Source organism: Micromonospora sp. NBRC 110009 (assembly GCF_030518795.1).
Taxonomy (GTDB): Bacteria; Actinomycetota; Actinomycetes; order Mycobacteriales; family Micromonosporaceae; genus Micromonospora.
On sequence record NZ_CP130427.1, the window covers coordinates 446,569 to 462,155 of the forward strand.

Sequence of the window (15,587 nt, forward strand, 5' to 3'; positions counted from 1 at the left end):
GGGTGCGCTTGTTGTCGCTGGGGGCGACAACAAACGCACCCGAAGCCCGGGCGGTGATCCGTCAGGCGGGCAGCCGGTCGGTCCACTCTGCGGTGAGGGTGAACATGCCGTCCCCCTCCCGCGAAACCCGGGCGCCGTCCGGCGTGACGTAGAAGTTCGTCCTCCGGATCCGCGCGGTGGCCGGGTCGACGACCAACCGAGCCGGCGGCTCCGCCCCCAGCCGGATCAGCAGGCCCTGCCCACCCTCGGTCGCCCCGGTGCTCCGCACCTCCGGGTAGGCGGCGATGGCCTGGAAGGCGGCGGCCCGGACGTTGGGCGGGGCGGGCAGCTGGGCGACCAGGGAGAGCAGGCCGTCGAAGACCATCTGCTCCCGCAGGGCGGCGTTCGGCCTCCCGGCACTCGTGCGCACGTCACTGTTCCGCACCGACCGGGCGATCCACTGCTTCAGCGCGGCCGGCTCGGTCGGCAGTCGCTGAAGCTCGTCGAAGGTCACGTCCGGGCCGCCCAGCCGGAACGACGTCGGCAGGGGAAGCTCCAGCACCGCGCCGCCGGTCTTGGCCCCGCGTACCCAGGTGCGGCCGTCGCGCCCGGTCCAGCTCTCCGAGGGCGGGCCGACGGACTCGGTCCGCAGGTACCAGTAGGTGCCGGACGCGGCGGGCATCTTCTCCGCGGTGGTGGCGGCGGCGAGCAGGATCCGCTGTCCGGACGTGCCGACTTCGGTCGGGGCCCGGTCGCCGCCCGTGCTGCCGGGCCCGGCGGCGCCGATCAACACCACGGCCGCGGTCGCCGCGGCGACCGCGGTCAGCGCCGAGGCCAGGATCAGCCGCCGCCGCGGTACGCGGCGCGGGGCCGGCCCGGCCGGGGACCGGGCGGTGTGGATCTGGGTCATCACGAACTCCTGGATCAACCGGTGGCGGTCGCTGGACAGGTCCCGCTCCGCCGGCGGCGGCAACAGCCGAGCCAGGTCGGCCCGTGCGTCCGGAGTGGACTGGTTCGGGTTGGCGTTCATCGGGTGTGCTCCTGAGCGAACCGGACCGCGATCGTGCGGTCGACTGGTACCTGTCCACGGCCGCCGGCCGGTTCCCGGCTTTCCCCGACCGGCATGAGCTTTCCGGCGGTGAAGAGCTTGTACAGCTTGGTCCGCGCCCGGGACAGCCGGGACCGCACCGTCCCGACCGGTACGCCGAGCGCGACCGCCGCCTCGGCGTAGTCGAGGCCGGACCACACGCACAGGGCGAGCACCTCGCGTTCCGGCTGGCGCAGCGCGGCGAGGGCGGTACGCACCAGGGCGAGCCGTTCGCGGTCGCGGATGCGGGTGGCGACCTCCTCGGCGAAGTCGGGCACCACCTCCGCCCTGGGCAGCCGGGCCAGTGCCCCGGCGTGCCGTCGGGCGGCGCGGCGCACGTTGCGGGCGACGTTGGTGGCGATCCCGAGCAGCCAGGGACGCAACGACCCGGCCTCCGCGTCGGCGTCGACCCGCTCCCGCAACCGCCACGCCTCGAGGAAGGTCAGCGACACCACGTCCTCCGCCACCGACCAGTCCCCGGTCAGCCGGAAGCCGTGGTTGTAGACCGAACGGGCATGTTCGTCGAACAACTCCCGGAACGTGTCGGGATCCCCGGCCCGTAGCCGGCCACGCACACTCATCTCCACACGTGGTACCTGTCCGCTCGACCCCGGCGGTTCCCGGGCAAAAAGTCTTGGAAATTCTCCGCCATGGGTGTCGAGAAGCGGGGTGGCAGCTTCTACCGGAGGGTGGAAGCATCGAGAATCGGTGCTCGGACGTGAGGAGCGAACCGTGAAGTACATGCTGCTGATGCAGTTCAGCGCCGCCGGCACCGACTTCCCGTCGATCGACACCTGGACACCCGAGGAGATCCAGGCCCACATCGGTTTCATGCGGGAGGTCAACGCGAAGCTCACCGCCGACGGCGAGTGGGTCCAGGCCGAGGGTCTGGGCGGGCCGCAGCAGGCGCGGATCGTCCGGGCCGGCGAGAACGGCGCCCCGGTGGTCACCGAGGGGCCGTTCGCGGAGACCAAGGAGTTCCTCGCCGGCTGGTGGATCGTGGACTGCGAGACGCCGGAGCGGGCGGTGGAGATCGCTGCGCACATCTCCACCGCGCCCGGCCCGGGCGGGCGACCGCTGAACATGCCGATCGAGGTGCACCCGGTCATGTCGGCCCCGTCGCAGGAGATGTGACCGCTGGGCGTCCCGGACCACGCCGTCGAGGACCTGCTGCGCGAGTTGGCGCCGCAGGTCCTCGGCGTGCTCGCCCGCCGGTTCGGTGACTTCGCCACCGCCGAGGACGCGGTGCAGGAGGCGCTGCTGGACGCGGCCACCCAGTGGCCGGTCGACGGGCTGCCGGACAACCCGCGCGGCTGGCTCGTGCAGGTCGCGTACCGCCGGATGATCGAGCTGGTCCGGGCGGAGGCGGCCCGCCGCGACCGGGAGCACCGGGCGGCCCGGCGGGAGGGCGACGACCGACGGGCCGCACCGGCCGCCGACGAGGCGTCGGCCGCGGGCCGGGACGACACGCTGGTCCTGCTCTTCCTCTGCTGCCACCCGACGCTCTCCACCGCGTCGGCGATCGCGCTCACGCTGCGCGCGGTGGGCGGCCTCAGCACCGCCGAGATCGCCCATGCCTTCCTCGTCCCCGAGGCGACCATGGCGCAGCGGATCAGCCGGGCCAAGCAACGCATCCGCGCCTCCGGGCTGCCGTTCCGGATGCCCGACGAGGCAGACCGGCAGGGCCGGCTCGCCACGGTGCTGCACGTGCTCTACCTGATCTTCACCGAGGGGCACACCGCGAGCCTCGGTGCCGACCTGCGCCGGGTGGACCTGTCCGAGGAGGCGATCCGGCTGACCCGGGCGATGCACGCGCTGCTGCCGGACGACAGCGAGGTGGCCGGGCTCCTCGCGCTGATGCTGCTCACCGAGGCCCGCGCCGCCGCCCGGACCGGCCCGTCCGGCGAGCTGATCTCCCTGGCCGACCAGGACCGCGGCCGGTGGGACGGCGCCGCGATCGCCGAGGGGACCGCGCTGATCACCCGGGCGATGGCCCGCGGACCGGTCGGGCCCTACCAGCTCCAGGCCGCCATCGCCGCGCTGCACGACGAGGCGCCGACCGCGGCGCGGACCGACTGGCCGCAGATCCTCGCCCTCTACCAGGTGCTGGAGCGAATGGCGGCGAACCCGGTGGTCGCCCTGAACCGGGCGGTGGCGACCGCCATGGTGCACGGCCCGTCCGCCGGGCTGGACGCGCTCGCCGCGCTGGCCGCCGACCCGCGGCTGACCGACCACCACCGGCTCGACGCGGCCCGCGCCCACCTGTACGAGATGGCCGGCGACCGGGAGTCGGCGGTGGCCCACTACCGGGCCGCCGCCGGGCGCACCACCAGCCTGCCCGAGCAGCGGTACCTGCAGATGCGGGCGGCCCGGCTGGCCACCACCGACCGGCCGACCGCCGGATGACCCACTCCACCTCGGCCCGGACACGGGGCTGACCGAGGGAGAGCCGGACCGGGAGCAGACCGTCGCTGACCGCGCTGACCCGCTGTGCGCTGTCGCCCGGAAGCGGACACCAGGGTTGACCACCGCGCGCCCGGGTATCCGGTGACGATCCGCCCGGAAGGAGATGCGCCATGGTCCACGTGGGCTACACCCTGATGTGCGAACAGGCCGGCCCGAAGCAGTTGGTCGACTACGCCGTCCGCGCCGAGGCCGCCGGCTTCGACCACCTGGTCACATCCGACCACTACAGCCCGTGGCTCGACTCCCAGGGCCACTCGCCCTACGCCTGGTCGGTGCTCGGGGCGGTCGCCCACGCCACCAGCCGGGCCGAGCTGCTGTCCTTCGTGACCTGCCCGATCGGCCGCTACCACCCGGCCGTGGTGGCCCAGAAGGCCAGCACCATCGGCGTGCTCTCCGACGGCCGCTTCACCCTCGGCCTCGGCGCCGGCGAGAACCTCAACGAGCACGTGGTCGGCGGCTGGCCGCACGTGCAGCAGCGGCACGAGATGTTCGAGGAGGCCCTCCAGATCATCCGGCCCCTGCTCAACGGGGAGACGCTGACCTTCTCCGGCAACCACTTCGACGTCCCCGACGCGTACGTCTGGGACCGCCCGGACCGCCCGGTGCCGATGGCGGTCGCCGCGTCCGGCCGGCAGTCGGCCACCCTGGCCGCCGAGTACGCCGACGCCCTCATCGCCACCGACCCGCTGCCCCACCTGGTCGACATGTACGAGGAGGCCGGTGGCGCGGGCCGCCCCCGCTACGGCCAGGTGGCCATCTGCTACGGCCCCGACGAGGCGGAGTGCCGCAAGATCGTGCACGACCAGTTCCGCTGGTTCGGCCTCGGCTGGAAGGTCAACGCCGACCTGCCCGACCCGGACGCGTTCGCCGCGGCCACCCAGTTCGTCCGCGAGGACGACGTGGCCCAGGGCATCCCGTGCGGGCCGGACGTGGACCGGCACGTCGAGGCGTTCAAGAAGTTCGTCGACGCCGGCTTCACCCACGTGGCGCTCGTCCAGGTCGGCGGCGACACCCAGCCGATGTTCCTGGAGTGGGCCCAGGAGCAGCTGCTGCCCCGGCTGCGCGAGCTGTGACACTGCGGCCGACGAGACGGGCCGCGCCGGGCCCCCGCCCGTCGCCACCGGGCCGCTTCGGGCTGGCGGAGCTCCGCCTGGCCCTGGCGGCGCCCCGGCCGGCCGCCGGACTGACCAGCGAGTTCCGGCTCGTCGGCGGGCTGCGCACGCACACCCGCCGCGGCGGCGACCCGAACGGCGACACCCCGGCCGTGGTGCTGGTGCACGGGCTCGCCGTCTCGCACCGCTACCTCACCCCGCTCGCCGTCGCCCTCGCCGCCACCCACCCGGTGTACGTGCCGGACCTGCCCGGCTTCGGGCTGACCGAGCACCCCGGCGTGGCGTACGACGCGCCCCGGCACGCTGCGCATCTGGCCGCCTGGCTGCGGGCGTACCGGCTGGGGCCGGTCTGCCTGGTCGGGCACTCGTTCGGCGCGGAGGTGGCCGCCGCGCTCGCCGCCCGCCACCCCGAGCTGGTCCGGGCCCTGGTGCTGGCCGGCCCCACCAGCGACCCGGCCGCCCGCAGCCGTCGGGGCCAGGTCGGGCGATGGCTGGTGGACGCGCTGCGGGAGGCCCGGCTCCAGGCGCCGATCCTGCTGCGGGACGTGTGGGACGCCCGCCCGCGGCGGGTCGTTGCCACCCTGTCCCTCTCGGTGCGCAACGCCATCGAGGCGGACCTGGTCCGGGTCACCGTGCCGACGCTCGTGCTCACCGGCGCCCGGGACCCGGTCGTCCCCGCCGGCTGGCGGGAGGAGGCGGCCCGGCTGGTCCCGGGCGGCCGGGCGGTGGCCGTGCCGGCCGCCGCGCACAACGTCGCCACCACCGCGCCCGGGCCGGTCGCCGACGCGATCCGCGGCCTGGTGGCGCCCGTCCTGCAAAGGTGAGTCCATGCGCATCGGGAACACGGAGATCCGTCCCGCCGGTGGCGGCCGCGGCTGCCTGCTGATGATCCTCTTCTCGATCCTCGCCTCGGTGGTGCTGACCGTGCTCCTGAACCTGCTGATCTGAGCCGGCCACCGCCCGCGGCGCCCGGTTCAGCGGCGCAGGCCCAGGGCGATCAGCACCTCCCGCGACGCCAGCCGGGCCGGGTCCAGCACCGCGCGGCGCAGCCAGCGGCGGGTCGGCCCGACGGTGGCGCGCCACGCCGACCGTACGGCGCGGGCCAGCGGCAGTACCGTCGCCCGCCAGACGGCCCGCACGGCCCGGCCCAACGGCACGGCGGTGTGCCGCCACCACCAGCGCATCGCGAGCCCCAGCGGGCGCAGCAGCACCTGGTAAAGGAGGGCGAGCAGCCGACCGGCCAGCCGCCATGCGCCGACGGCCGCGTCCACCAGCAGCCGCCCGACGAACCGGGCCACGGCCCACCCCGCCCGGCCGACGGCGACCAGCCCGGCGGCGGCCACCCGGCCGAACACGGCGAGCCCCGCGGCGACGACCCGGGCGAGCCCGGTGAGCCCGGCGAGCAGCGCCCGACCGGCCGGCGCGAGCAGCACGGCCAGCCAGCGGGCCGGCCGCACCACCAGCTCCCGAACCAGCCAGGCCAGCGGCCGCCACACCATCACCCGGGCCACCCACACCAGCGGACGCCAGAGCAGGGTCACCACCACCCAGGCCACGCCGCGCGCCAGCCACACCACCGGCAGCCAGACCAGCGTCCGGGCCACCCACACCAGCGGACGCCAGACCAGCCTCACCACCACCCAGGCCACGCCGCGCGCCAGCCACACCACCGGCAGCCAGACCAGCGTCCGGGCCACCCACACCAGCGGACGCCAGACCAGCCTCACCACCACCCAGGCCACCCCGCGCGCCAGCCACACGAGCGGCAGCCAGACCAGCGTCCGAGCGAACCAGGCCAGCGGCAGCAGCAGGAAGCGGTAGAGGAAGCGGCCGGTGGGCGTGAGCAGGTGCCGGTCCACCCACCGGGCGGCGGCGGCGACCAGCTCCCAGAGCAGGCGTACCGGAAGCACCACGATCAGGGCGACGCCACGGGCGACGGCGGCGACCAGCGGCGGCGGCTCGTCGACGGCGGGGCGACGCGGCGCGACCGTCCGGGTCGGACCGGCCGGCCGCGGCGGCGGCGGACCCGCCGCGGCCGGCCGGGACGGGTCGGCGGGGCGCAGGGACGGCAGGCCGGTCACGACGCCACGGTAGCCAGCCGCGGCAACGACCGCCGCCCCGGTCAGCCGGGGGTCAACGCCAGGTCGGCCACCACCGGGTAGTGGTCGGAGGCGGTGTCGGCGTCGCCGCCGCGCAGTACCCGGACCTCCCGGGTCAGCGCGGCCAGCTCCGGGGTGGCGAGCAGGTAGTCCAGGCGCATCCCGGCGAACTCCGCGCCGCCGTACCGGGTCGGCACGGTCAGCCCGTCCGGCTCGCTCCCGCCCAGGTGGGTCCAGAGGTCGACCAGGCCGGCGTCGAGCAGCCGGGCCACCGCCCGGGTGTCGACGGTACGACCGTCGCGGCGCAGGTGCCGCCGCCGGTACAGGGCGGACAGGCCGGCCAGCCGCGCGCTGTGGTCGACCGCCGGCTCCAGGGTGTTCAGGTCCCCGGCGAGCAGCGCCAACCGTCCCCCGGTGCGCCGAACGGCCGCCGCCAGCCACTCGGCCTCCATCCGCCGCCGCCCACCGGAGTACGGGTCCAGGTGCGTGCCGAGCACGGTCAGCGGGCCCTCCCGGGTGGCCACCTCGACCCGGGCGGCGGCGTGGTGGAACGGGCGGCGCACCCGGCCGGACCGGAGCACCCGCAGCGGCGCCCGGACCAGCACCGCCACCGGCTGGCCGAAGCAGGCGCGGGCCAGGTGGGGCGCCATGCCCAGCCGGCCCGCCAGCTCCGCCATCCGCCCGTCCCGGTCCAGGCCGCGCAGCTCCTGCAGGGCCAGCACGTCGGGACGCTGCGCGGCGACCACCGCCACGATCCGCTCCCACCGGTCGGTCCCGTCCCGGTCCCGTCCGCCGGTCCGGACGTTCCAGGTCATCACCCGCAGCATCGGCGTCCGGTCAGTCCTCCCGGCCGGCCTTGGCCAGCTCGTCGTCCAGCTCGTGCACCTGCTCGGACTCGATCGCCCGCCGGTTGCCCCGGTGCACGTCGGCGTTGGGGCGGACCACCCAGTAGAGCAGGGAGATCCAGAGGGCGGCGAGCAGGATCGCGCCCATGAAGTCGGTCGGGTGATGCATGCCCCGGTACATCCGCGAGGTGGCCACCCCGACCGGCATGATCACGGCCAGCGCGACGAACAGCCACCGCCACCACCGGTCGGTCCGCGCGAACACGAGGATCGCGATGGCGCTCCACAGGCAGATGGTGGCCGCGATGTGCCCGGACGGGAAGGACGAGGTCGGCATGTGCCCGTCCAGGTTGTCCACCGGCGGGCGGGGCCGCTGCACCACGCGGGCCGAGGCGAGGAAGAGGCTCAGCTCCCCGAACATCGCCAGCACCACGAAGAGCACCGGCCGCCAGCGCTTCCAGACGGCCAGCACCAGCGGGCAGAACACCAGCGAGACCAGCAGGATCGCGTGGGTGTCGCCGAACTTGCTCCACCACCAGCTCAGCTCCGTCAGGCCGGGGGTACGCCGGGCCGCGAACCACTGCGGGACCTCCGTGTCGAGGGTGTCGAGGAAGGTGCCCTTGGCGTGGTAGCTGACGAACATGCCGAAGCCGTAGAGGGCACCGAAGACGATCACCCAGCCGACCAGCAGCTCGGCGACGGACGAGCGGGGGTGCTCCAGCACCTGCTCCTCGTCCGGCGCGGGGCTGATCTCCTGCCCCGCCTCCGGCTCCAGGCCCTCGGTGATCGGCGGCACCGGGCGGCCGCGCTCGCGACGCCACAGCCGGAAGGCGTACGCGCTGACGGCGAGCCAGATCGCGCCGAGCAGCCAGCCGCCGAGCACGTCGGAGACGAAGTGCACGCCCAGCGCGATCCGGGTCAGCCCGATCAGGAAGACCAGCAGGGCGACGATCGCGATGGCCGGCTTGCGCCAGCGCGGTGCCATGGCCGGCAGGAAGACCAGCAGCAACGCCCCGTACGCGACGAACGAGCCGAGCGCGTGCCCGCTGGGGAAGCTGTTGCCCGGGGCGTGGGTGATCGGCACGTCCACGACCGGGCGGAGCCGCCCGACCAGCGCCTTCAGGGACGGGTCGAGGATCAGCCCGCCGACGCCGGTGACGATCAGGTAGACCGCCAGCCGGGACTGCCGGCGGATGAGCAGGCTGACCACGGCGATGGTGACCAGCCAGATCAGCACCGGCCGGCCGCCCAGGTCGGTGATCGCCTCGAGCACCGTGACCAGCGCGTGGTGCGGCGCCACGAGGCCGTTGAACCACTCCGCCGCCTCATGGTCGGCGTGGTAGAGCGGGCCCCAGTGGAACCGGACGAGCATGAGCAGCACGCCGAACGCGACGCCGGCACCCGCCACGGCGAGCAGCCCGGCGACGCTCCGCTCGGCGAAACGGCCGAGCGGGCGGCGCATCGCCTCCTTGACCGCGGTCACCTCGCACCCCCTTTGTCCTCTGCGAGGCGCGCTGTACCCGATTCCGGCCGCGCGTACACGCCGGCGGGTCGTCAGAGGGCGGTCATCTCGCCGGTGTCGAGCGTCTCCTCGCGCTCGGCGTCGGGCTCCCAGAGGTCGGGCTGGGCCGGCTCCTCCACGCCGATCCGCATGGCCTCCAGCTGGGCGGCGAAGGCCAGCCCGCCGAAGAGCGCCATCCCGGTCAGGTTGGCCCACAGCAACAGGGCCATCATGCCGGTCAGCGCCCCGTAGGTCTGCCCGAATCCGCCGCTGTACTTGACGTACCCGGCGAGCAGCAGGCTGGCCAGCCACCACAGCGCGGTGGCGATCCCGGCGCCGAAGAAGAGCCAGGACAGGCCGGGCTGCTTGCGCCGGGGCGCGTGCCGGAACAGCACCGCCACGGCCAGCACGGTCAGCCCGAGGCTGAGCGGCCAGCGCACCACGTCCCAGGCGGCGTTGGCGAAGCCGCCCCACTCGTAGTGGCGCTGCACCGAGTCGCCCATCGCCCGGCCGCCCACCAGGATCAGGAACCCGGTCAGCGCCGGCACGCCGGCGGTCACCGCGAGGACGGCCGCGCGGACGTACTTGGCCAGGGCGGGCCGGTCCCGCTCGACGCCGTAGATGCGGTTCGCGCCCCGCTCGATCTGGGCCATGGTGGTGGTGAGCGCGACCAACCCGGTCAGCAGGCCGAGGGTCAGCGCCAGCTCCCCGGCCCGCTCGGTGCGCTCGCCGTCGGCGAGCAGCTCCTGCACCACCGACTCGCTCTGCCCGGGGGTGAGCGCGAGCACCGTGTCGGCGACCACCTTGCCGCCCTCGTCGGCGCCGAGGTCGGTGATCAGGCCGGTGAGCGCGATCAGGAACGGCACCACGGCCAGGCAGAGCTGCAGGGCGAACGCCCGGGAGTGACTGAAGCCGTCGCCGTAGCGGAACCGGATGAAGGCGTCCCGCAGCAGGCACCAGCCGCCGAGCCGGCGCAGGGTGTGCCAGGCGTCGTCGGCGGAGAGCTCCTCCTCCGCCATCAGCCGGGTCTCGGGAACCAGCTTGGTGCTACTCATGGCGGGCTTCCTCGACCAGGCGCTCGCCGCGCTCGGCGGCGGCGTCGGCGTCGACCGACAGGTCGGGGTGGCGCGCCGGCCGCGGCACGCACAGCCACAGCGACTCCGGCCGGATCTCGGCGGTCAACGAGCGGCCCGGGTCGATCAGGTCGCCGTCGAGCTGCCGGGGCTGGGCCCGGTTGCTGGTGACCTGCACCCTGCGACCGCGGAGCACCTCCATCCGGGGCACGCTGCCCCGGCGGCGCACCAGCGCCCAGCCCATCGCCAGCCAGTGGCGCAGCGTACGGGGGGTGAGCACGGCGACGTCCAGCCAGCCGTCGTCGGGCTCGGCGTCGGTGAGCAGGCGGACGCCGCCCTGGAGGCGACCGACGTTGGCCACCAGGACCGAGCGGGCCCGGCGGCGCAGCGGCGGGCCGCCGTCGATCCGGATCGACACCCGCATCGGCCGGTCCCGCAGGTGCTTGGCGGCCCCCACGACGTACGCCGGCCAGCCGATCCGCTTCTTGGTCCGCTCCGAGGTGGAGTCGAGCATCTGCGCGTCGAAGCCCATCCCGGCCATCACGGCGAAGCACTGGTCGCCGACCACCCCGACGTCCAGCCGCCGCATGCCCCGCTCGACGGCGACCTCCAGCCCGGCGGCCAGGTCGTTGGAGAGGCCGAGGTTGGCGGCGAGCAGGTTGCCGGTGCCCTGGGGCAGCACGGCGAGCGCCACGTCGGTGCCGGCGAGCGCGGTGACGCAGGCCATCACGGTGCCGTCGCCGCCGCAGGCGAAGACCACCTCGGCGCCGGCCTCGACGGCCTGCTCGGTCTGCCCCCGGCCCGGATCCTCCACGGTGGTCTCGTACCACGTCGGGGCGGGCCAGCCGGCGACGTCGAGCGCGCCGTCCACCGTCCGGCGGAACTGGTCGAGATCGGTCACCTTGACGGGGTTGACCACCACCGCGGAGCGCGGCGCGGGGTTGCTCGCGGTCACCGGGCGCTTGTGCTCACCATCCACGGCGCAAGTGTGCAGCAACTCCGGTGGGTCGGCGAGCCGACCGGGACCGACGTTGCAAGGACCGCAAACAGGTTTAAGACGCGGGCCCCCGGCGAGCGGGTCAGGCCGCCGCCGCGACCCGCCGGCGCCCGGCGCGCCCGACGCGGCCCCGTACCGGTGTTACGGTCCGCTGGTGTTGCGCCGCCGACCCCTGGATCAACCGGCCGAGCCCGCCCGCCGGCTGACCGTCGGGCGGGTCACGCTGGAGATCGCCGGCGGAAGCGTGGTGGGCCACCGCTACCCGGAGAACTTCGACCTGCTGCACGTCGACCCCGAACTGCCGCTGATGGCGGTCGCCGACGGCATGGGCGACGGCGAGGGCAGCCGGGTCGCCGGCCGCACGGCGGTCACCACCTTCGTCGAGCAGGTCCGCGCCGGCTGGCCGACCGTCGGGGCGGCCGGACTGCGCGCCGCGACGGCGGAGACCCAACTCCGGGTACGCCGGGCCGGGGCGGCCCTCCCCGGACTCACCGGCTGCACGCTGACGGCGCTGGTCGCGGAGCCGGCGGGCGACCAGGGCTGGCTCGTCCAGCTCGGCGACTCCCGGGCGTACCGGCTGCGCGACGGGCTCCTGGAGCTGGTGACGGTGGACCACACCATGGCCTGGCTGGGGGCGGTGCACGGTTGGTGGCCGGCGACCTCCCCGGAGGCGGCCCGGGCGCGCTACCAGCTGCTGCGCTACGTCGGCCACCCGGACAGGCCGGAGCCGGACCTGCTCGCCGTCCCGCTGCGCGCCGGCGACACCTGGCTGCTCTGCACCGACGGGGTGAGCGACCAGCTCGACTACCACCGGTTGCGGGACCTGCTGGCCGCCCGGCGCGACCTGGCCGGCACCGCCACCGCCCTGCTCACGGCGACCCTCGACGAGGGCGGCGAGGACAACGCCACGGCCGTGGTGGTCCGCGTCCACCCCACGGTTCCCGCGCCCCGCTGACCGGCCGCGTCACCGGACGGCACCAGTTCCGCTGACCCGGTCCGGCCGGGCAGCCCCCGCGACTACCGTGGGTGAGGCGGCACGGTCGGGAGGTGAGGCGGGATGGCCGCACCCACCCACGGCGCGGTGGTGGTTGGGGTCGGCCGGTCGGAGGAGGACCTCCAGGTGGTCCGCACGGCCGCCGGCGAGGCCGCCGCCCACGACCGTCCGCTGCACCTGCTGCACGCCTTCAACTGGGCGGCGGCCCTGGAGGAGCCCACGGTGGGCGGGCCGCGGGCCGACGCCGAGGACCTCCTCGAACGGGCCGGACAGGTGGCCTCCGACGCCGAGCCGGCAGTGCCGGTGAGCGGCGAGATCGTCGAGGGCTCACCGGTGGAGGCGCTGATCCGGGCCTCCGACTCGGCGTTCCTGCTGGCGCTCGGTGACGGCGGTATGGCGGACTGCGGGAACTGCGTGCCGACAGACGCGCCCGCAGTGCAGCTCGCCGCCCGAGCCGGCTGCCCGGTGCTGGTCGGCCGGGCCGAGCCCCCGCCACCGGGCCCACTGCTGGTCGGCGTGGACGGCTCCCCGAGCTCCCGCGCCACCCTGGGCTACGCGTTCCACTGGGCCGAGCGGCACGGCGCGCGGCTGCTCGCGCTCCGGGTCGTCGAGCCCGGCAACCACGACCCGGGCGACGAACTGCTCGAAGCGGCGGTCGCCCGCTACGGCGCCCGTCACCCCGGGGTGCCCGCCCAGTGCCACACCGTACGCGGCGACCCGGGCCAGGTCCTGATCGAACAGTCCCGCTCGGCACAGGTCGTGCTGGTCGGGGCGCGCGGCGAGGAGGCGTGGCGCGGGATGCTCGGGGCGGTCAGCCAGTCCCTGCTCTACCACTCGCCGGCCCCGGTCATCGTCGTCCGTGGACTGGACCCCGGATCCGAGGACGGGCCGTGACGCCCCCGGAGGCCGGGACCAACGGCCCTGACCGTCGCCCGCCGCGCCGGGTAAGGCTGAACGGACCCGGACGGAATCCGTCTTCGGGTGGCAGAACACCCCGAGCCGCGAGAGGCTGACGCAGCATGGACACCGCTCTCGACCTGCACAGCCCACTGACCGAAGACGAGCTGCGCCGGCTTGACGCCTACTGGCGAGCGGCCAACTACCTCACCGTCGGGCAGATCTACCTGCTCGACAACCCGCTGCTCCGCGAGCCGCTCAAGCCCGAGCACGTGAAGCCGCGCCTGCTGGGGCACTGGGGCACCAGCCCCGGCCTCAACCTGATCTACGCGCACCTCAACCGGGTCATCGTCGACCGGGACCTGTCCGCCATCTACGTCACCGGCCCCGGCCACGGCGGCCCGGCGATCGTGGCGAACACCTGGTTGGAAGGCACCTACAGCGAGCTCTACCACTCCGTCACCCGGGACGAGACGGGCATGGCCCGACTGTTCCGCCAGTTCTCCTTCCCCGGCGGCATCCCCAGCCACGTGGCCGCGGAGGTGCCGGGTTCGATCCACGAGGGCGGCGAGCTGGGGTACGCGCTGAGTCACGCGTATGGGGCCGCGTTCGACAACCCGGACCTGCTGGTGGCCTGTGTGGTTGGTGACGGCGAAGCGGAGACCGGCCCGCTGGCCGGCAGCTGGCTGTCCAACGTCTTCCTCAATCCGGCGCGGGACGGGGCGGTGCTGCCCATCCTGCACCTCAACGGCTACAAGATCGCCAGTCCGACGGTGCTGGACCGGATCCCCACCGACGACCTGCTCGGCCTGATGCGCGGCTACGGCTACCAGCCGTATGTGGTCGAGGGCGACGACCCGACGCAGGTGCACCACAGCCTCGCCGCGACGCTGGACCGGACCGTCGACGAGATCGCCGAGATCCAGCGCCGGGCCCGCTCCGGCACAGAGGTCGGACGCCCGCGCTGGCCGATGATCATCCTTCGTACGCCGAAGGGCTGGACCGGCCCGAAGGAGGTCCACGGCAAGCAGGTCGAGGGGACCTTCCGCGCCCACCAGGTGCCCGTCGACGGGGTGCGGAAGGACCCGGAGGCCCTCGCCGAGCTGGAGCGCTGGCTGCGCAGCTACCGGCCGGAGGAGCTCTTCGACGCCACCGGCGCCCCGGTCGCCGAGCTGGCCTCGCTGCCGCCCCGGGGCGACCGACGGATGAGCGCCAACCCGGTCACCAACGGTGGCCTGGTGCTGCGCGATCTGGACCTGCCGGACTTCCGCGAATACGCGGTCGACGTCAAGCAGCCGGGCGAGCCGGTGGCCGGCGCCGCCGGCGTACTCGGCCCGTGGGTCCGCGACGTGATCACCGCCAACCCGCAGACCTTCCGCCTCTTCGGCCCCGACGAGGTCGCCTCGAACCGGCTCGGCGCCGCCTTCGAGGTCACCGACCGGGCGTTCGTCGGCAACACGGTCCCCGGCGACGACCACCTCTCTCCGGACGGCCGGGTGATGGAGGTGCTCTCCGAGCACCTCTGCCAGGGCTGGCTGGAGGGCTATCTGCTCACCGGCCGGCACGGCATCTTCACCAGCTACGAGGCGTTCATTCACATCGTCGACTCGATGGTCAACCAGCACGCCAAGTGGCTGAAGGTGACCCGGGGCATCCCCTGGCGAGCACAGCTCGCCTCGCTGAACTACCTGTTGTCCAGCCACGTCTGGCGGCAGGACCACAACGGCTTCTCGCACCAGGACCCGGGCTTCATCGACCATGTGGTCAACAAGAAGGCTGAGGTGGTCCGGGTCTACCTGCCGCCGGACGCCAACACCCTCCTCTCCACCATGGACCACTGCCTGCGCAGCCGGCACTACATCAACGTGGTGGTGGCCGGCAAACAGCCGGCGCCCAACTGGCTGACCATGGCCGAGGCCATCCAGCACGCCCGGCGCGGCCTGGGCATCTGGGACTGGGCCAGCACCGACGAGGGCACCGAGCCGGACGTGGTGCTCGCCTGCGCCGGCGACGTGCCGACGCTGGAGACCCTCGCCGCGGCCGACCTGCTCCGCCAGCGCCTGCCCGAGCTGAAGGTGCGGGTGGTCAACGTGGTCGACCTGATGCGCCTGCAGCCGCCCTCGGAGCACCCGCACGGCCTGCCGGACAGCGAGTTCGACACGATCTTCACCAGCGACAGGCCGATCATCTTCGCCTACCACGGCTACCCGTGGCTGATCCACCGGCTCACCTACCGGCGCACCAACCACGACAACCTGCACGTGCGGGGCTACAAGGAGGAGGGCACCACCACCACGCCGTTCGACATGGTGATGCTCAACGACCTGGACCGCTTCCACCTGGTCATCGACGTCATCGACCGGGTGCCCGGGCTGCGCTCGCGCGCCGCCCACCTGCGACAGGACATGGTCGACGCGCGGCAGGCCGCCCGCGACTACACCCGTGAGTACGGCGAGGACGACCCCCGGGTCGCGGAGTGGCGCTGGATCCGGGAGACCGAGCCCGGCCTGCGGAGCGGGCAGTGAACCCGGACGCGC

The 15,587-nt window shown here is 74.4% G+C and carries 14 protein-coding genes; 7 read left to right on the forward strand and 7 right to left on the reverse strand.

From position 1 onward, the window contains the following. Window positions 1-61: 61 nt before the first annotated feature. Window positions 62-1,009: a CU044_5270 family protein gene (locus Q2K19_RS02035; protein WP_302767116.1), complete on the reverse strand. Its 948-nt coding sequence runs from the start codon at window positions 1,007-1,009 to the stop codon at window positions 62-64. Next, window positions 1,006-1,647, reverse strand: a complete 642-nt coding sequence (locus Q2K19_RS02040; RefSeq protein ID WP_302767119.1) for an RNA polymerase sigma factor — start codon at window positions 1,645-1,647, stop codon at window positions 1,006-1,008. Before Q2K19_RS02040 ends, Q2K19_RS02035 begins: the two co-directional genes overlap by 4 nt. A gap of 160 nt (window positions 1,648-1,807) precedes the next feature. On the opposite strand from Q2K19_RS02040, the gene Q2K19_RS02045 reads away from it, so the two are divergent. The 4 genes from Q2K19_RS02045 (at window position 1,808) to Q2K19_RS02060 (ending at window position 5,468) form a co-directional block, all read left to right on the forward strand. Next, complete coding sequence (locus Q2K19_RS02045) at window positions 1,808-2,200, forward strand: YciI family protein (RefSeq protein ID WP_302772201.1); 393 nt, start codon at window positions 1,808-1,810, stop codon at window positions 2,198-2,200. A 45-nt stretch (window positions 2,201-2,245) separates the two neighbouring features. Next, window positions 2,246-3,472 carry an RNA polymerase sigma factor gene (locus Q2K19_RS02050; RefSeq protein ID WP_302767121.1) on the forward strand — a complete coding sequence of 409 codons (1,227 nt, stop codon included), beginning with the start codon at window positions 2,246-2,248 and terminating at the stop codon, window positions 3,470-3,472. A gap of 170 nt (window positions 3,473-3,642) precedes the next feature. Then, window positions 3,643-4,605 (forward strand): TIGR03557 family F420-dependent LLM class oxidoreductase, encoded by a 963-nt coding sequence (locus tag Q2K19_RS02055; RefSeq protein ID WP_302767124.1) that lies wholly within the window; start codon window positions 3,643-3,645, stop codon window positions 4,603-4,605. Beyond that, complete coding sequence (locus tag Q2K19_RS02060) at window positions 4,602-5,468, forward strand: alpha/beta fold hydrolase (protein ID WP_302767126.1); 867 nt, start codon at window positions 4,602-4,604, stop codon at window positions 5,466-5,468. Before Q2K19_RS02055 ends, Q2K19_RS02060 begins: the two co-directional genes overlap by 4 nt. A 150-nt stretch (window positions 5,469-5,618) precedes the next feature. On the opposite strand, the gene Q2K19_RS02065 is transcribed toward Q2K19_RS02060, so the two are convergent. The 5 genes from Q2K19_RS02065 to Q2K19_RS02085 form a co-directional block, all read right to left on the reverse strand. After that, a complete protein-coding gene (locus Q2K19_RS02065) occupies window positions 5,619-6,725 on the reverse strand; it encodes a hypothetical protein (RefSeq protein ID WP_302767127.1) in 1,107 nt (368 codons plus the stop codon). A 41-nt stretch (window positions 6,726-6,766) separates the two neighbouring features. Continuing rightward, window positions 6,767-7,570 carry an endonuclease/exonuclease/phosphatase family protein gene (locus tag Q2K19_RS02070; RefSeq protein WP_302767128.1) on the reverse strand — a complete coding sequence of 268 codons (804 nt, stop codon included), beginning with the start codon at window positions 7,568-7,570 and terminating at the stop codon, window positions 6,767-6,769. Between the two features lie 10 nt (window positions 7,571-7,580). After that, on the reverse strand, window positions 7,581-9,071 hold the full coding sequence (locus Q2K19_RS02075) for a phosphatase PAP2 family protein (RefSeq protein ID WP_302767130.1): 1,491 nt from the start codon (window positions 9,069-9,071) through the stop codon (window positions 7,581-7,583). Window positions 9,072-9,142: 71 nt separating this feature from the next. Next, entirely contained in the window at window positions 9,143-10,144 is a 1,002-nt protein-coding gene (locus Q2K19_RS02080; RefSeq protein WP_302767131.1) for a YihY/virulence factor BrkB family protein, read from the reverse strand. Further along, on the reverse strand, window positions 10,137-11,141 hold the full coding sequence (locus Q2K19_RS02085; protein WP_302767132.1) for a diacylglycerol/lipid kinase family protein: 1,005 nt from the start codon (window positions 11,139-11,141) through the stop codon (window positions 10,137-10,139). The genes Q2K19_RS02080 and Q2K19_RS02085 overlap by 8 nt, the downstream gene beginning before the upstream one ends. Before the next feature lie 172 nt (window positions 11,142-11,313). Here Q2K19_RS02085 and Q2K19_RS02090 point away from each other — a divergent pair, with 172 nt between their 5' ends. The 3 genes from Q2K19_RS02090 (at window position 11,314) to Q2K19_RS02100 (ending at window position 15,575) form a co-directional block, all read left to right on the forward strand. Beyond that, complete coding sequence (locus Q2K19_RS02090) at window positions 11,314-12,114, forward strand: PP2C family protein-serine/threonine phosphatase (protein WP_302767133.1); 801 nt, start codon at window positions 11,314-11,316, stop codon at window positions 12,112-12,114. 102 nt (window positions 12,115-12,216) lie between these two features. Next, on the forward strand, window positions 12,217-13,047 hold the full coding sequence (locus Q2K19_RS02095) for a universal stress protein (RefSeq protein ID WP_302767135.1): 831 nt from the start codon (window positions 12,217-12,219) through the stop codon (window positions 13,045-13,047). Window positions 13,048-13,172: 125 nt separating this feature from the next. Beyond that, window positions 13,173-15,575: a phosphoketolase family protein gene (locus Q2K19_RS02100; protein ID WP_302767137.1), complete on the forward strand. Its 2,403-nt coding sequence runs from the start codon at window positions 13,173-13,175 to the stop codon at window positions 15,573-15,575. Window positions 15,576-15,587: the final 12 nt, after the last annotated feature.

Excerpts from the sequence above, each read along its gene's own strand:
- Q2K19_RS02095 (WP_302767135.1), top strand. The coding sequence starts at position 12,217 with ATGGCCGCACCCACCCACGGCGCGGTGGTGGTTGGGGTCGGCCGGTCG.
- Q2K19_RS02040 (WP_302767119.1), bottom strand. The coding sequence starts at position 1,647 with ATGAGTGTGCGTGGCCGGCTACGGGCCGGGGATCCCGACACGTTCCGG.
- Q2K19_RS02100 (WP_302767137.1), top strand. The coding sequence starts at position 13,173 with ATGGACACCGCTCTCGACCTGCACAGCCCACTGACCGAAGACGAGCTG.
- Q2K19_RS02080 (WP_302767131.1), bottom strand. The coding sequence starts at position 10,144 with ATGAGTAGCACCAAGCTGGTTCCCGAGACCCGGCTGATGGCGGAGGAG.
- Q2K19_RS02070 (WP_302767128.1), bottom strand. The coding sequence starts at position 7,570 with ATGCTGCGGGTGATGACCTGGAACGTCCGGACCGGCGGACGGGACCGG.
- Q2K19_RS02055 (WP_302767124.1), top strand. The coding sequence starts at position 3,643 with ATGGTCCACGTGGGCTACACCCTGATGTGCGAACAGGCCGGCCCGAAG.
- Q2K19_RS02045 (WP_302772201.1), top strand. The coding sequence starts at position 1,808 with ATGCTGCTGATGCAGTTCAGCGCCGCCGGCACCGACTTCCCGTCGATC.
- Q2K19_RS02035 (WP_302767116.1), bottom strand. The coding sequence starts at position 1,009 with ATGAACGCCAACCCGAACCAGTCCACTCCGGACGCACGGGCCGACCTG.